Origin of the sequence: Sphingomonas sp. GC_Shp_6 (assembly GCF_026540835.1) — a bacterium.
In the GTDB taxonomy this organism is placed as follows: domain Bacteria; phylum Pseudomonadota; class Alphaproteobacteria; order Sphingomonadales; family Sphingomonadaceae; genus Sphingomonas.
On sequence record NZ_JALNUO010000016.1, the window covers coordinates 38,291 to 54,534 of the forward strand.

Below are 16,244 nucleotides of genomic sequence, written 5' to 3' on the forward strand. Positions count from 1 at the left end.
CGTTTCCCCTTTCACCTATCCCGCAAACAGGATCGCCCCATGTCCCCCACCAAGCTCGTTCTGCTCGGCGCCACTGCCGCCTCCGCCTTCGCCATGTCGGGCGCGGCACATGCGCAGGCCTTCTACCTCCAGGAACAGTCCGCCCGCGCCGCCGGCCGCGCCTTTTCGGGCGAAGTGGCCGACACCGGCGCCTCGTCGCTGTGGTGGAACCCCGCCGCTATCGCCGGGCAGACCGATGCCGAAGTGGCGCTCAGCGCCGCGGCGATCCTGCCGCACGGCGACGTGGTCGACCGCGGCACGCTGATCCGCCGTCCAGGCCAAAGCTTCGCGCCCATCGGCGGCGACACGATTTCGCGCAACCCGATCAGCAACGGCGTGCTGCCTTCGGGCGCGATCGCTTTCCCGCTCGGCGACCGGGTCGCGATCGGGCTCGCGATCACGTCGCCGTTCAGCTTCACCACGGACTACAAGGCGTCAAGCTGGGCGCGCTACACCGCCGATCGCACCAAGCTGCTCACCTTCGACATCCAGCCTTCGATCGGCATCGCGCCCACCGACTGGCTGCGGATCGGCGGCGGCGTGAATGTCGAGCATAGCTATGCCAGCCTCAGCAATGCGCTGCCCAACGTGCTCGCCTCGCTACCCGATGGCGAGCAGCAATTGGAAGGCGCGGGCTGGGACGTGGGCTGGACGGCCGGCGCGCAGATGCACAACGACGTCGTTACGATCGGCTTCAGCTACAAATCCTCCATCCGCCACACGCTGAAGGGCGATCTGACCATTTCCGGTCTGGTCGGCCCGCTCGCCGCGTCGAACGCCAGCCTGTCCGGTATTGAAGCGCGCTTCAGCACGCCCGCGCAGGTGATCCTCGGCGGCCGGCTGCGCGCCACCAACCGGCTGACGCTCAACGCCCAATATATCCATTACACCTGGGACAAGTTCGACACGATCGCGCTCGGTGCGCCGATCAACCAGGCGATCCCGGAAAATTATCGCAACAGCTGGAGCATGGCCGGCGGGTTCGATTATGCCGTGACGCCGCGCCTGACCTGGCGTGCGGGCGTGCAGCGCGCGATCACGCCGACGCAGGACGGCCTGCGCGACGCCCGCGTGCCCGATGCCAACCGTTGGAACTACGGCACCGGTGCTTCCTATCAGTTGACGCGCCGCTTCACCGTCGATGCGGCCGCCAATTATGTCGATTTTTCGAATGCGTCGATCGACCGCGTGACGGCGGCCTATCCCGGAACCGCCGCCCAGACGCCGATCCTCACCAATGGCGAACTGCAGAACGCGCATGCCGTCGTCCTGTCGCTCGGCGGCCGCATGACGTTCTGATGCCCGCGCGGCCACGTCTCGCCCGGCGAGCGTGGCCGCGACAGGTTTATTGCGCTGGGGCCGATCCCGGCCGCAGATGGGCGAACATATGCGCGGCATAGTCCGCCTTGCCCAGTTCCACGCCTTGCGCACGCAGGATCGCATAGGCGGCCATGACGTGGAAATAGAATTGCGGCAGCGCCCAATCGCGTGAGTATTGCTCGGCCGTCAGGTCGAAGATCAGGCCTTGTGGCAAGGCGAGCTCGACCGCCGCCGCGGGATCGATCCATCGGCCGTGATCGATCGACGCCACCTTCACCTCCGCGAGCGTCTCCGCGATCCGTGATTGCGCCTCGGCGATCGTTCCCGGCCGCTCGGCCGCATTCCGTCCCTCGTCGCGCAGCACCGCCGCCGTGTCGGGCAGAGGTTCGCCGCGCAGCCGGAACACGCCCTCGAGCGCCTGCACGCACGCGAAGCGGATCTGGGTGGAAAGCGGAAACATGTCGGGCGCCAGACGCGCGACGAGCAGCGCTTCGGCTTCGCCGCCGGGCCGTTGCGCTTCGGCCTTGCCGAGCCAGGCGGACAGCGCCCCCAACATCTGCGCATAGGTGGGGACCAGAACGTCGGACAGGTTCACGATGGTTTCTCCTCGGGTGCGCGACGGTATAGGGCGCGACGCCCGTCGAGGCGATATGTCCGCCCCATCGTCGAAGCCCGTTTCTTCCCGCGATCATCGTTCGGCTATCCGCGCGGCTGCGACGATCAGGTCTCTCGCGCGTTGGCGAACGTATCGAAGGAGCCTGGCATGAAGACAATGGCGTTGCGCACACCGATCGGTCTGGATCGGCTGCTGGCGGAGGACCGCGCCGATCCGGGAAGCCCCGGCGCGGGCGAGATCAGGGTGGCGTTGCATGGCAGTTCGCTCAATTTCCACGATCTCGGCGTGGCGACCGGGAAGATGGGCGCCGCCGAGGGGCGCATCCCGATGGCCGACGGCGCGGGGATCGTCGAGGCGGTAGGCGCGGGGGTGACGGAGTTCGCGTGCGGCGACCTGGTGGTGTCGTGCTTCTTCCCCGATTGGCAGGACGGCAAGCCGACCGTCGGGGATTTCGCCCGCACGCCCGGCGACGGCATCGACGGCTTCGCGCAGGAATTCGTCGTGCGGCCGGCGACCGCGTTCACGCATGCACCCAAGGGCTATGATGCCGTGGAGGCGGCGACGATCACGACGGCGGGCCTGACGGCGTGGCGCGCGCTGATCGTCGATGGCCGGCTGAAGGCGGGCGACACGGTGCTGCTGCTGGGAACCGGCGGTGTGTCGATATGGGCGCTGCAGATCGCCAAGCTGATGGGCGCGACCGTGGCGATCACCTCCTCATCGGACGAAAAGCTGGAACGCGCCCGCGTTCTGGGCGCCGATCATGTGCTCAACTACCGCACGCAACCGGACTGGGGCGCCGCGGTGTACGACTGGACGGGCGGCCGCGGCGTCGACCATGTCGTCGAGGTCGGCGGCCCGGGCACGCTCGCGCAGTCGATTGCGGCGGTGCGCGTGGGTGGTCACATCTCGCTGATCGGTGTGCTGACGGGCGCGAGCGGCGAGGTGCCGACCGCCGCCCTGATGGGGAAACAGGCCCGTCTGCAGGGCCTCATCGTCGGCAGCCGGCGCGAGCAGCAGGATTTCGTGCGCGCGCTCGACGGTGCTACGATCCGGCCCGTGGTCGACCACCGCTTCCCGCTAGAACGCCTCGCCGATGCGTTCCGCTACGAAATGAGCGCGGCGCATTTCGGCAAGATCGGCATTGAATGGTGAGCGGCGGGTAGAGGAGGGGCCTGTGATCAAGCGGATCGTGTTCGCGGCGATCATGGTGGCGTCTCCGCCGGCATCGGCCCAGCGCGCCGAGCTGCCGGTTCGGCTGGTCGCGCTTCCGAACGGCGATCGGCGGTTCGCGACCACGCTGACGATCGACGGTCGATCGGTGGAGGTCGGCATCGACACCGGGTCGACGGGTCTGCGCGTGCTCCCGCGGGGACTGGGTGGCAGGACCGATACGCCGGCAGGCCCGAAGGTCATCTATCGCTACGATGTGGGAACCGCGATCGAGGGGGAGGCGGTCGTCGTGCCCGTCGCCGCCGGGCCGATCGCTGGCCCCGTTAAGCTGATGCGGATCGCCGCCATCGGTTGCACGCCCGATCACCCCGACTGTCCGGCAGCTCGCGCGATCCTGTCCACCTATGGCATCCAGAGCGACGGTATTGCCGGCCAGGGCTTCGCCGCGATCCTGGGCATCCGGCTGAAACACGAGGAGATCGACAATCCCTTCGCGCAACTCGGCATCCGGCGCTGGATCGTCGAGCTGCCGCGTTCGGCGACCGAGCAGGGGCGCATCGTGCTGAACCCGACCGACGCCGAGATCGCAGGGTATGCGCGGATCGCGGTGGACCGTGACGGCACGACGCCCGGCTGCCTGGTGGGCCCGCAAAGGATTTGCGGACGCGCCTTTTTCGACAGCGGAGCGGCCGGCCTGCGCGTGCTGCGCGACGCGCCGTTCCGCCCATGGGCGAACGGCACGCCGGCCACGATCAGCGTGGGATCGGGTGCCGCGACACGGAGCATCACGGTGACGATCGGCCGCCGCGACCAGGCAAGCGGCCTTTTCTATGCTCGACGGGACGGGGACACGCGCCTGTCGCTCGGCTTCGCGCCCTATTTTCGATGGTCTGTCCTCTACGACACGGACGAGCGGGAGGTCGGGGTGAAGCCGCGTTAGGCAAGCGCGCGGCACGGGCCTGGAGTACGTCCGCACCACGTACGCGGCAGGCTTTAGTGAAAGAATGGTGGCCGCACTTGGGCTCGAATCAAGGAACCGCCGATTAACAGGTCCCGTTCTGTTCTTCCCAAACGAGCCGCTTTCCTCCGCTTGCATCGGCGACCTTCCCAAGGGCCGGCCAGACGATGTTAAGCGAGAGTTTCGACAGAGAGGAATGGGCGGAACGTCAGCGCTGTTGCCACGCGCTGAAGGTCTCGGCATGGCTATCGCCTGCCTGGTGGCCGAGACGAAGGACGCCAGATCGCGGGAGCGTCCATCAAAGCACCGCCCTCGGCGGCTCGGCTGTTCGGGGCGCAGGTTTTTCCAGGCGCGGTCATTCAGATTTCGTTTGGAACGGCTCGGACGAACAAATGATCGAGACGGCGCTGCCGTGATCGGCGAAAGCGAGCCCGAACCCGTGCAGATCGGCGATCGCCTTGACGAGGCTGAGGCCGAGGCCCGCGCCTGCGCGATCGTGGCGTGCGCGGTAGTAGCGCTGGGTGACGAGCGGACGTTCGGCCAGAGGTACGCCTTCGCCCTGATCGGCAACCGTGATGATGGGCGCGGGTCCGATGCATCGCAGCAGCAGCTTGACCTCTCCCGCGGGCGGACCGAATTTCAACGCGTTGTCGAGCAGGTTGGAGACCGCCTCGATCAGCAGATCCGCGTCTCCTTCGACCATGGGGGCGCCCTCGATTTCACACCTCAGGTCGATACCGCGGTCCTCGGCGCTCGGCCGGTGCAGGTCGCAGGCGTCCTCGACCAGACGCGCGAGGTCGACGGCGCCGAAGCGACTACGGCGGGCGTCGTCGCCCAACTCCCGGATGCGCAGCAGCGCCGCCACCACGGAGAGCAGCGCGTCGACCTCGGCCAGCGCATTGTCGGCCACCTCCCGAAACGAGGCGAGCTCATCGGCGTCTCGCAGGCCACGTTCGAGCCGCGCGCGCAGTCTGGTCAGCGGCGTCCGCAGCTGGTGGGCGATGTCGTCGCCGATGCCGCGGACCTCCGCGATCAGCAGCTGCAGTCGGTCGAGCATGAGATTGATCTGCTCGCACAGGAGGCCGAAGCTATCGGGGCGCCGGCCGACCGGCAGGCGCTGGTCGAGATCTCCGACGATGATCTTGCTTGCGAGCTGCCGCACCGCATCGACCTGCCGCGCCGCGCGCGTGCCGGCGAGCAGGCCGAACGCCATCGCGAGGAGCAGCCCGGGTATGAGCGCGATGGCGAGGGCGCGCTCGACGATCTGGTTGGCGTGCTCGGCGTCGTCCAGATCGACGCCGGTCAAAAGACGCTCGCCATCGCCCATGGGGCATAGGACGAGCCGTGCGACGTCGATCCGTTTGCCCGGCAGCCGGGTCGGGACCACCGTCATCACCGCCGAGCCGTGGATCGGCGCCCCGTCCGGCAGCTTCGCGACGTTGCCGTCCACGAGGTGGCCTTCGCGATCGAACAGCGCGAGAAAGCGCTGACGGTGGATGTCGCGACCCAGCGCCTCCTCCACTTCTTCGATGCGGTGCGCGGCCGGCATGCCGGCCAGCGAGCGGCAGTCGGCGCGAAAATCTGCCTCGGCGTCGCGGACATGGGAGTCGAGTGCCAGCCACCAGAAAAGTCCGGCGAGAAGAACCGACTGGACGATGAGAAGCGCAGCGATTGCACCGCCCCAACGCCATGTCGAGCGCGCGATCGGATCAGACCGGAACATCGAAGACATAGCCCTGGCCGCGCACGTTTCGCAGGAGCGGCGGTTCATCCTCCGCGTCGACCTTGCGTCGCAGTCGACCCATATGGACGTCCACGACATTGCTGTTGGGCTCGAAGGTGTAACCCCAGACGTCGCGCAGCAGCATTGAGCGCGTGACGACCTGCCCCGGCCGGCGCACCATGTAATCGAGCAGTTTCAGCTCGCGTGGAAGCAGATCGAGCGGTCGCTCGGTGCGGGTGGCGGTGCCCTCGAGCAAGTCGAGGATGAGCGGTCCGACGATCAGTCGGGTGACACGGGCATCGTCCGGGCGGCGAAGCAGCGCCTGCACGCGCGCCACGAGTTCGACGAGCGCGAAAGGCTTCGGAAGATAGTCGTCTCCACCCGCACGCAGGCCGCGGACGCGATCGTCGAGCGTGCCGAGTGCGCTCAGCACCAGCGCCGGCGTCCGCCGACCCTCGCCACGCAGCCTGGAAATCAGGTCGAGCCCCTCGCCATCGGGCAACTGGCGGTCGACGATCATCAGGTCGACCGTCTGGTCCTGCATGACCGCGGCGCCTCCGCCGAGAGACATATGGTGAGATGTGCGATGGCCTTCTCGCGCAAGCTCGAGCATGATCTCCTCAGCGGTTCCGGGGTCGTCCTCGATCAACAGGATGTGCGCCATCAGTGGTTCGCCCGCAACCGGCGAGAACGGCAGGCGAGGGGTGGTTCCTCTTCGGGCCCGACCATCACCGCGACGATTCCCTGCGCTCTTTCCGACGTTCGACCCATGCATAGAGGGACGGCAGCAGCATCAACGTCAGCAGGGTCGACGTGACGATGCCACCGATCACGACGGTTGCGAGCGGCCGTTGCACCTCCGCACCGGGGCCGCTCGCTATCGCCATGGGAATGAAGCCGATGCTCGCCACGAGCGCGGTGGCCAACACCGGACGAAGCCGATCGAGCGCGCCGTGATGAACCGCGTCGTCGAGATTCTGGCCATCCTCGCGCAGCATGTTGAAGTGCGACAGCAGAACGAGGCCGTTCAGCATCGCGACGCCGAGCAGCGCGATGAAGCCGATCGCCGCCGTGATGCTGAACGGCATGCCGCGAAGAACGAGCGCATAGACGCCGCCGGTGACGGCGAACGGGATACCGGTGAAGACGACGGCCGCCTGCCGCCAGCTGCCCAGGGCGAAGACCACCAGGACGAAGATGAACGCGAGCGCGGCGGGCACGACGAGCGCCAGGCGCGCGCGGGCGGTCTCGAGATTCTGGAACTGCCCCTGGAATTCGACGCGGTAGCCCTCGGGCATCTTCACCTGCCTGGCCAGCTGCGCCTTGGCCTTGTTCACGAACCCCTCGACGTCGTTCTGGCCGAGGCTGACCATCAGCGAGGTTCGCCGGTCCGAATCGTCGCGCATGATGGGATCGACCGTCTTCTCGACCTTCAGCGACGCCACTCGGCCGAGCGGGATCAGCCCATCCGTGCCCACCCGGATCGGCAGCTGCAGAATGGCGGTGTCGCTGGCGCGCTCGGGCTCGGTCATCCGAACCACGACGTCATGACTATGCCCTTCGCTGAACAGCGATCCGACCGTCTGGCCCGCCAGCGCGGCGTTCACCGCGTCGTTCACCGCCTGCACCGACAGGTTGTATCGCACGAGCGCGGCCCGATCGAGAACGATGGACAGGGTGTCGACGCGGCCGTGCGTCTCGGGCTCGACGCTGTCGACGCCAGGCTGTTTGCTGAGGACGGCCGAGATCTGGTCGGTCAACTTGTCCAGCCTGTCATAGTCCTGGCCGAAGATCTTGACCGCCACGTCGGACCGCGTCCCCTGCAGCATCTCGTTGAAGCGCGTCTCGATCGGCTGCGAGAATTCGAACGTCTGCCCCGGCACCTGCTTGTCCAGGACATCCTGAATGCCTTTTATCAAGGCCTGCTTGTCCTTGGGCTGGCCGTCGCCCTTGGGCCATTGATCCTTGGGCTTGTAGAAGATGTACAGGTCGTTCTGGTTCGGCGGCATCGGGTCGGTCGCGACCTCGCTCGTGCCGATGCGCGAGAAGGTCGTGGTGACCGCCGGAAAGCGCCGTATGATGACGCGCTCGGTCTTCAGTTCGGTCGCGAGCGAGTCTGGCAGGCTCATGTTGACCGGCTTGTAGACCATCGTGGCGATCGAGCCCTCGTCGAGCTTCGGCACGAACTCCGCGCCCAGGCCGGAGAACAGGAAGCCCGCTCCGACCGCCAGTGCGAGTGCCACACTGCCGATGAGCAACGTGTGCGCAAGCGCGAAGTCGAGCGCTGGGCGGTAGATCGCCGTTGCCCGGCGGATGACCCAGCTCTTGCGATCGGGCTCGTCGACCTTTCCGGTCGGACGCAGCACCCATGCCGTCAGCATCGGCACGAGCGTCAACGCCATGAGCAGCGCGCCGACCAGTGCCAGCATCACCGTGATCGCCATCGGGTGGAACGTCTTGCCCTCGACGCCTGTGAGCGAGAGGATGGGCACATAGACGAGTGTGATGATGACGACGCCGAACACCATCGGCCCCACGACCTCCTTCGATGCGTCGACGACGGCGCGGCGGCGTTCCTCGGCATCGAGGTCTTCGCCCTTGTCCGCGCGACGCAGGCCCATCAGCCGGAGCGAGTTCTCGACGATGACGATCGCGCCGTCGACGATCATCCCGAAATCCAGCGCGCCCAGGCTCATCAGGTTGCCCGAGACGCCCGCGATCCGCATGCCGCCGACAGCGAAGAGGAACGCGGTCGGGATGACGATGGCGACGAGCAACGCGGCGCGCCAGCTGCCCAGCACGAAGAGCAGGACGAGGCACACCAGCAGCGCGCCGATCGAAAGATTGTCCCGCACGGTGCCGACCGTCGCATCGACGAGCGTCGCCCGGCTGTACGCGACGTTCAACCGCATTCCCGGCGGCAGCGCCTGCCGGATCGCGGGCAGCGCGGCGGACACGCGGTTCGCGACATCGCGACTGTTCGCACCGACCAGCATCATCACCGTGCCGAGCACGACTTGGTGACCGTTGGACGAAGCCGCTCCCATGCGGATGCGCGAACCCATATCGACGGTCGCCAGATCGGTGACCGTGATCGGCAGCACGCCGTCGGCGAACTTGATCGGCAGCGCTGCAATCTGCGGCACGGTCGCGACATGGCCGGTGGTGCGGACCGTCAACCGGTCGGGCCCGCGCGAGATCATGCCGCCACCGGTATCCTGCACATTCTCGCCGACCCGCTTGGCCAGCTCGTCGAAGGTCATGCCCGATGCGGCGAGACGATCGGGACGCGGCTGGATCAGATACTGTGCCTCGAGGCCGCCGTTGCTGTTCACCTCCGCGACGCCCGGGACCTTGCGCAGCGCGATCTTCACGCCGTATTCCTGGGTCTCGTAGAGCTCCTCCAGCGCCTCCTGCGGATCGGCGGGGCGGGATTTGGCTCCCGGCGCCCAGTCGAGCGTGTAGTAGAGGATCTCACCCAGGCCCGGCGAGATCGGCGTCATCGTCGGCTGCGCGCCGAACGACAGCGATCCCGCCAGCTGCTGCAGCCGCTCGGACACGAGCGCGCGTGCGCGCAGGTCGTCGGTGCCGTCCTTGAACTCGAGCGTCAGCTGCGACAGGCCGAACTTGGTCAGCGAGCGCATCTTGGTCATGCCCGGCACGCCCATCATGCCCCGCTCGAGCGGGATCGTGATCCGCTGTTCGATGACGTCGGGCGGCATGGCCGGCACCGGCGTGTTGACCTCGACCTGCACGCCCGTGATGTCGGGCACGGCCTCCATCGGCAGCGAGTAGAGCGCGTACCCCCCGGCGCAGAGCAGCAGCGCGAGCATCAGCAGCACGACCCCGCGCGCGCGGGTCGCCCAGTCGACGAGACCACCGATCATCGCGAACCGTGCCCGTCGAGGCTGCCCCCGGCCAGCGCGCGCAGACCGAGCAGCGCTTCCAGCGCCTCGCGTCTGGTATCGAGCACGGCGGTGAGGGCACTCAGATAGGACGATTGTATCTGGGTGTAGGTCGCGAGCGGGATGGCTCCCAGGCGGAAGTTGCGGTCGGCTTCCCGGGCCGCTTCGGCGAACCGCTGCGGCGTGTCTCCGCTCCACTGGCCGAGCACGATGCGCTTCGCTTCGTACTGTGCGGTTTGATCGTATGTCTCGCGTTCGATCCGGCGCTGCGCCTCGATGAGCGTCGCATCCGCTTGCGCCTGCCGGCCCTGCTCCTCCGCGACCTGCACCGCCTGCCGGTTCCAGACCGGCAGCGTCGTCGAGAGGCGCAAGCCATAGTTGGTCTGGCCATCGGCCCGGCTGCGGTCGTAATAGGGTCCGACCGACACGATCGGAATGCGCGCCTTGCGCGCGAGATCGACGCGCAGCCCTTGCTGCTCGAATTGGACGCGGAGCGCGCGCAGTTCGAAGTTGCCGGCCTCGACCCGCGTCGCGACTACGGTGGCCGGCGGGAGCGCGGGCAAGGCCATGTCGGGCCGGATGACGCGGATGCGGGCCGCGAAGGGCGCACCGCGAAGTTGGTTGAGTTCATACAGCGACGAGTTGGCTTGTGCGTCCGCGCTTGCCGCGTCGCGCTCGGCGGTGATCGCCTGCGCTTGCAGAGAGGCCGCCTCCAGCGTCGGCGCGGGACCGGCGAGATCGCGGCTGACGATCACCCTGGCGAGGTCGCGCATTCTCGCGGCGACCTCGCGTGCCGCTTGCGCCTTCTCGTCGGCGGCGAACAGCTGGTAGCCGAGAGAGCGGGCACGCGCCGCCAGCGTGGCGTCGAACTGAGCGAGGCCGATGCGCGCGAGGTCGAGCTGTCGCTCGGCGATGGCGCGCCGAAGCGCGATCCGTCCCCCGAACTCGATCGGTTGGACCACCGACGCGGCGTAGGCCGGCGCGTCGCCCGTTCGCACGCCCGACACCGGATCGGTGATCTTCCGTTCACCGAATTCGACGACGACCTCGGGATCGGCGAGGCGGCCGGCGGCCGCGCGCGCGACACCGGCCGTGTCGATCTGCTTCTGGTAGAAGCGCCGTTCGGGATTGTTGGCCACCACGTCGGCCGCCAATGCGTCGAGCGATATCGCGGGACCGGTCTGGGCCTGCGCGGCGATTGGAACGAGCATCGCACCGATGGCCGTCCAAAGCAGAATGACACGCATGTAGTCGCCTCGATGGAGAAGGAGCCGTGCCTAGACCGATACTCTCTTCATCGTCGTCTAAATCCGCGTTCAGAAAGGGATAGGAGGTGAACTTTCCAGCGATAGCGACCATAGATTTCGGGGAAGAACCCGAAGACGGCGAGGTTGCGGCCGGCTTGAACCCCCGTCTAGGAGCCGCTCCGGTTGTAGACGTCCGCGAAGTGGAATTCAGTGGGTGCGACGCACGCCAGCTCGCGCAGTGCAGTCAGGCACTGCCGTACGCTGGAACCAATCTCCTCCACCTGGGCATCCGGGAACTCCACCGCCACGTAGGTTCGCCGGGCACCGGTTACGTACCTCGACGGCTCCGCGTCCACGGGCCCGAAGGTGTCAAGCCGACCATCGTACGGCAACGGTCCGCGTTCAGGATGATCGCCCGTCCGGCCTGCACCTCGATCAGACCCTCGCGCCGGAGCGCGCCGAGTGTCCGATTGACGTGAACGCTAGTCAGGCCCAGCGCGTCCCCGATCATTTCCTGCGTTAGTGGCAGGTGCATCGTGTTGCCCGCGCTCAGTCCGGCTGTGTCGAGCCGCGCGTGAAGCTCCAGCAGCCAGTCGGCCAATCGGCCCAGCGCGTCTAGCCGGCCGAGGCGAACAATGTGCCTGCGCAGAGATTGCTCCTTGATCACTTCAACGGCCGAAAGCGCTTCGTTCAACCCCGTTCCCGGCGCGACGCAGGCGGCATGGAGCGAGCACCACGTTACCGCCGTGATCGCGCCTATGCTATCCGACGAGCACTGATCGGTTGGCTGGCCCGATATGATGTCGCCGGGCAGAAACAGCTCGGTGATCTGCCGTCGGCCATCGGACAGCAGGCAGGCACGCAAAGCCCATCCATCGAGGATGAGGACGGGGCCGGCCGCGGCGGCGAGGCTTGCCGTGAAATCGCGCTTCGCGGGTACCGCGCGGGGAGCGTGCGCCGCAGCCTTCAGTGCCTCCAGGTCCGTGGCGTCCAACGGCGCGAGGCTTGCGAGCTGCCGAAAAGCGGGAGGGAGTTGTTCCAGCAGGATCGCGACAATTTCCATAACGGCTCAACGGCTTAACTGAGGAAAGGTTCGTCTGTTGTACGGTCGCTAACCTCAAATGCTATGCGGCAGATCAAACCGCCAGGAACAAACTCGAAACGTGTATCGGCATTGAGCTGGTACGGCAGAGCGTTCTCGATGAAGTCGCGTCCGAAGCCGCTGCCGATCGGCGCTGACGCTACGATCGGGACACCGCTTTCCGCCCATTCCAACTGCACCGACTGGCCCTTATTCTCCCAACGGACGCGTAGCCGCCCGCCCGCTGACGGATGGCCGACGACGCCGAACTTGACCGAATTGGTGGCGAGCTCATGCAGCGCCAACCCGATCAGGCCAGCCACCCGTTGCTGTAGCAGCACCTCGGGGCCCGTCATCTCGATGCGTTCATCCAATCCCAGCGCCATGGAGAGCAGCTCGTCCCAGATCATCGTCTCGAGGTCGAAGCGGGGCTGGCTGCTGATGGCCAGCCGAGCGTTGTAGCGGGCCAGGGTGTCGAGCCGCCCGACGAAGTGATCGCGTGCATGCTCGACCGTTTCGGCGTTGTCCATGGTGCGCAGGAACACCGAGCGGGTAATCGCCAGCGTATTTCTGACCCGGTGCGCCAATTCGGTGCGAAGCGCCGCCTCTCGCGCTCGGGCGGCATCAAGGGCGAGGTGTGCGGCCGCCAGCTGGCCCGCCATGTCGGTAGACTCGGGGGACGAGTCCGGCAGGGAACCTATGCTCATCACGCTTCACTCGTTTGGCTGCCCATTGAAGCAGTAACGTTCAACGGGTCCGCGCGTGCCGTGGCGCCCCGCAATCTGCCCAAATTACTGCGCGATCTCTGCTTGGTGTGCGTTCCACTCCCGATTACGGTGGCGCCGCGCCACCCTGCGCACCACCGAAAGCTCCGATGACCGACAAGACACCGCTCGATCCGCCGTTCGAGGCCCTGTTGCAACACATCCAGGAAAGCCGCGGGCTCGACTTCCGCGGCTACAAGCGCACCAGCCTGAAGCGCCGGATCACGTTGCGCATGGAAGCGGTCGGCGTGGACAGCTTCGAGAGCTACCAATCGCACCTCGAGGCCGATCCCGGCGAGTTCGAGAACCTGCTCAACACCGTGCTCATCAACGTCACCTCGTTCTTCCGCGACGAGGAGGCTTGGGAGGTGATGAGGGACGAGGTGATCCCCAAGGTGATCGCGCGCAGCGAGCCCGACCAGCCGATCCGCGTGTGGAGCGTCGGCTGCGCCTCGGGCGAGGAGCCCTATTCGGTCGCGATGATGCTCGCCGAAGCGCTCGGCAAGGTCGATTTCTGCAAACGGGTGAAGATCTACGCCACCGACCTCGACGAGGATGCGTTGAAGGTCGCCCGCCTCGCGACATATTCGTCGCGCGACGTCGAGAATGTCCCGGCCAAGCTGCTGGAACGCTATTTTGAGCGCACCACCAACCACTACGTGTTCGAACGCGACGTGCGCAAATGCGTGATCTTCGGCCGCCACAACGTCGTCCACGACGCGCCGATATCGCGCATCAACCTGCTGATCTGCCGCAACCTGCTGATCTATCTGGAGGGGGAGACGCAGGGACTCGTCCTACCGCGCCTGCATTATGCGCTCAACAACGACGGCTTCCTATTCCTCGGCAAGGCGGAGACGCAGCTTGCTCGCTCGCCGCTGTTCCGCGCCGTCGATACCAAGCATCGCATTTTTGCCAAGGTCGCGCAGGAGTGGCGCCGGCCGATCGCCAGCGGGTTCCGCGAAGCTCGCCTGCGCCGCGCCGACATGCCGCTGCCCAACGCGCTGCTGCTCGAATCGGCGCTCAACGAGGCGGGCACCGCGATGCTGGTGGTGGACGAGACGGGGACGGTGGCGCTCGCCACAAACCCGGCGCGTCACCTGCTAGGCGTGGGCGACGCCGATATCGGCCGCCCGTTTCAGGACCTGCCGATCTCCTATCGCCCGATCGAGCTGCGCGGCCCGATCGAGGAGGTGTTCCGCACCCGCCGGTCGGTCCGGCTGGAGGATCAGGAACACAGACTTAACCAGTCGGAGGTGATCCGCCTGACCGTCGACGCGCGCCCGCTCGCCCGGCCGGACGGCAGCGTTCATGCGGTGCTGCTCGCCTTCAACGACACCACCCTGCTGCACACCATGCGGATCGAGCTGGAGGCGGTGCAGGAGACGCTGGAGAACACCATCGAGGAACTCCAGTCCGCCAACGAGGAGCTGGAAACCACCAACGAGGAGCTTCAGTCCACCAACGAGGAGCTGGAGACCACCAACGAGGAGCTGCAATCCACCAACGAGGAACTGGAGACGCTCAACGAGGAGGCGCGCTCCAGCAACGAGGAGATGGAATCGGTCAACGAAGAGCTGCGCATCCAGGCCGAGCAGGCGACCAGCTTTCGGCTCTACCTGGAGGCGGTGCTGCGCAGCATGAACGGCGGCATCGTCGTCGTCGACGATAACCTCGACATCCAGAGCTGGAACCGGTGGAGCGAGAACACCTGGGGCTTGCGCGCGGACGAGGTGGTCGGAACCAGCTTCGACGCGCTGGACATCGGCGTGCCGGTGCATCTCCTCCGCGACGCCATGGCCACGGTTCGATCGGGCGGCGAGGCGCAGGTCGAGCAGGCGCTGGAAGGCATCGACCGTCGTGGCCGGCGCATCCTGTGCAACGTCACCTTGTCCGGGCTGATGGACGAGAACGGGCGCAATCGCGGGCTGGTGCTGCTGTTCCAGGACGTCACCGGCGAAAACCGTCGCGACGAATTCAGCCGCTATCTCGGCCGGATCATGGGCCGGGCGCTGAACGAGATCTATTTCCTCGATCCGGTGACGCTGCACTTCACGCTAGCCAACGACGGCGCGGAGAAGAAGCTCGGCTATTCGGCGCAGCAGTTGGAGCTGGTGGCGTTTCCCGACGTGCTGGCGGGTGTTTCGACCGACGACGTTCGCGCATTGCTGGCGCCGCTGTTCAACAAGACCAAGCCGGAGATCGTGTTCGAGGCCGTGATCCGCGCGGCGGACGGTCACGAATATCCGGCCGAGCTCTGCATGCAGCTTTTCGCCGACGAGCATCCCCCGATCCTCGTCGTGATGGTGCACGAAACCAGCGAGCGCCAGCAACTACCGGCCGGCTGATCCCGTTATCAGCGGCGACTAGCTACGCCTCGCCCTCGCTCGGCTGCCGGCGCAGGCTGGTCATCGCGCGTTCCAGCACGGCAATCATGTCCTCCGACTCGCGCGATGCCTCCAGCCACCGCCCTTCGGCATGGGGCAGCCCGCGGGCATGGGCACTGTCGCGCATTTGCCCGAACAGCCGCACCCGGTCGCGGTGGGTGCGCGCGGCGACCGACAGCGCGCGCTCCAGCTCGTCCGTCTGCGCCGCCGCAAGCCCGAGCGGGGTGAAGGCGTGGCCGACCTGGCAGCGGAAGCGCAGCTCGTTCTCCACCGTGATCTCGTTGAGCACACCACCGCAATCGGGGCAGGAGATGTGGCTCGGCTCGCCGGGCGTGATCATGTTGCTGTCCATGACGGAAAACTCCTGCGCGGCCATCTCATCCTCGACTGCGTATTCGTGGGGAAGCGGAATGCCGACGCCCGCCTCTTCGCGCACTAGCCGGGCGAGCAGCGCGCCCAGCTCGCCCAGCGGCAGCTTGTGGTCGACATGATCGCGCTTCAGCGCGTTCTGCGGCATGGACGGCCATTCGGCGTCCTTGGGATCCTGGATCACCGACAGCCCGCCGGCGGCCTTGATCGCGATCAGCCCGTCGGTGCCGTCGTCGAGCAGCCCGGTCAGCACCACCCCGATCACACGTCCCCCATAGGCAAGCGCGGCCGATCGGAACAACGCGTTCACCGCCGGGCGGGTGCGGTTCTCATGCGGGCCGCGCCGCATCAGCACCTTGCCGGGGCGCAGCAGCATGTGGAGATCGGGCGCGCCGACATAGATGCGGCCGGGCTCGATCGCGTCGCCGTCCTGCGGCGAATGGGCGGGGAGCGGCCCCGCGCGGCTCAGCAGTTGCGGCAACAGGCTGCGCGTCGCCGGTGACAAATGCTGGACCACGAATATGGCCGCCGGGAAGTCCGCCGGCAATTGCGCACACAGCCGTTGCAGTGCGTCAACGCCGCCTGCCGACGCACCGATCACCACGATATCCTTGAGCGCCATCATAATCCTTCACTAACGGGCAACGATTTGCGCGCTTTGG

General features: G+C 66.9%; 12 protein-coding genes. 4 read left to right on the top strand and 8 right to left on the bottom strand.

Annotated elements, in window-relative coordinates; genetic code table 11:
- Nucleotides 1-39: 39 nt before the first annotated feature.
- The gene (locus tag OXQ95_RS15400) at nt 40-1,338 is read left to right on the top strand and encodes an outer membrane protein transport protein (protein ID WP_242095757.1); all 1,299 of its coding nucleotides are present in this window, start codon (nt 40-42) and stop codon (nt 1,336-1,338) included.
- Nucleotides 1,339-1,384: 46 nt separating this feature from the next.
- Here the strand turns inward: OXQ95_RS15400 and OXQ95_RS15405 are convergent, their stop codons facing one another.
- On the bottom strand, nt 1,385-1,954 hold the full coding sequence (locus OXQ95_RS15405) for a DUF1993 domain-containing protein (RefSeq protein WP_267382360.1): 570 nt from the start codon (nt 1,952-1,954) through the stop codon (nt 1,385-1,387).
- 168 nt (nt 1,955-2,122) lie between these two features.
- Here OXQ95_RS15405 and OXQ95_RS15410 point away from each other — a divergent pair, with 168 nt between their 5' ends.
- Together OXQ95_RS15410 and OXQ95_RS15415 are read left to right on the top strand one after the other, a co-directional pair.
- Nucleotides 2,123-3,130: an NAD(P)-dependent alcohol dehydrogenase gene (locus OXQ95_RS15410; protein WP_267382362.1), complete on the top strand. Its 1,008-nt coding sequence runs from the start codon at nt 2,123-2,125 to the stop codon at nt 3,128-3,130.
- A 22-nt stretch (nt 3,131-3,152) separates the two neighbouring features.
- The gene (locus OXQ95_RS15415; RefSeq protein WP_267382364.1) at nt 3,153-4,088 is read left to right on the top strand and encodes a hypothetical protein; all 936 of its coding nucleotides are present in this window, start codon (nt 3,153-3,155) and stop codon (nt 4,086-4,088) included.
- Nucleotides 4,089-4,461: 373 nt separating this feature from the next.
- On the opposite strand, the gene OXQ95_RS15420 is transcribed toward OXQ95_RS15415, so the two are convergent.
- From OXQ95_RS15420 to OXQ95_RS15445, 6 genes are all read right to left on the bottom strand, one after another.
- On the bottom strand, nt 4,462-5,829 hold the full coding sequence (locus OXQ95_RS15420; RefSeq protein ID WP_242095753.1) for a HAMP domain-containing sensor histidine kinase: 1,368 nt from the start codon (nt 5,827-5,829) through the stop codon (nt 4,462-4,464).
- Nucleotides 5,816-6,493 (bottom strand): response regulator transcription factor, encoded by a 678-nt coding sequence (locus tag OXQ95_RS15425; protein ID WP_267382366.1) that lies wholly within the window; start codon nt 6,491-6,493, stop codon nt 5,816-5,818. Before OXQ95_RS15425 ends, OXQ95_RS15420 begins: the two co-directional genes overlap by 14 nt.
- A gap of 64 nt (nt 6,494-6,557) precedes the next feature.
- Nucleotides 6,558-9,716, bottom strand: coding sequence for a CusA/CzcA family heavy metal efflux RND transporter (locus OXQ95_RS15430; protein ID WP_267382368.1), 3,159 nt, complete (start codon nt 9,714-9,716; stop codon nt 6,558-6,560).
- On the bottom strand, nt 9,713-10,981 hold the full coding sequence (locus OXQ95_RS15435; RefSeq protein ID WP_242095751.1) for a TolC family protein: 1,269 nt from the start codon (nt 10,979-10,981) through the stop codon (nt 9,713-9,715). Before OXQ95_RS15435 ends, OXQ95_RS15430 begins: the two co-directional genes overlap by 4 nt.
- Before the next feature lie 328 nt (nt 10,982-11,309).
- Nucleotides 11,310-12,044, bottom strand: a complete 735-nt coding sequence (locus OXQ95_RS15440; RefSeq protein WP_267382371.1) for a Crp/Fnr family transcriptional regulator — start codon at nt 12,042-12,044, stop codon at nt 11,310-11,312.
- Between the two features lie 14 nt (nt 12,045-12,058).
- Nucleotides 12,059-12,724 carry a sensor histidine kinase gene (locus tag OXQ95_RS15445; protein WP_267382372.1) on the bottom strand — a complete coding sequence of 222 codons (666 nt, stop codon included), beginning with the start codon at nt 12,722-12,724 and terminating at the stop codon, nt 12,059-12,061.
- Nucleotides 12,725-12,936: 212 nt separating this feature from the next.
- Here OXQ95_RS15445 and OXQ95_RS15450 point away from each other — a divergent pair, with 212 nt between their 5' ends.
- Nucleotides 12,937-15,174, top strand: coding sequence for a CheR family methyltransferase (locus OXQ95_RS15450; protein WP_267382373.1), 2,238 nt, complete (start codon nt 12,937-12,939; stop codon nt 15,172-15,174).
- Between the two features lie 22 nt (nt 15,175-15,196).
- On the opposite strand, the gene OXQ95_RS15455 is transcribed toward OXQ95_RS15450, so the two are convergent.
- Nucleotides 15,197-16,204: a chemotaxis protein CheB gene (locus tag OXQ95_RS15455; RefSeq protein ID WP_267382375.1), complete on the bottom strand. Its 1,008-nt coding sequence runs from the start codon at nt 16,202-16,204 to the stop codon at nt 15,197-15,199.
- Between the last annotated feature and the right edge of the window lie 40 nt (nt 16,205-16,244).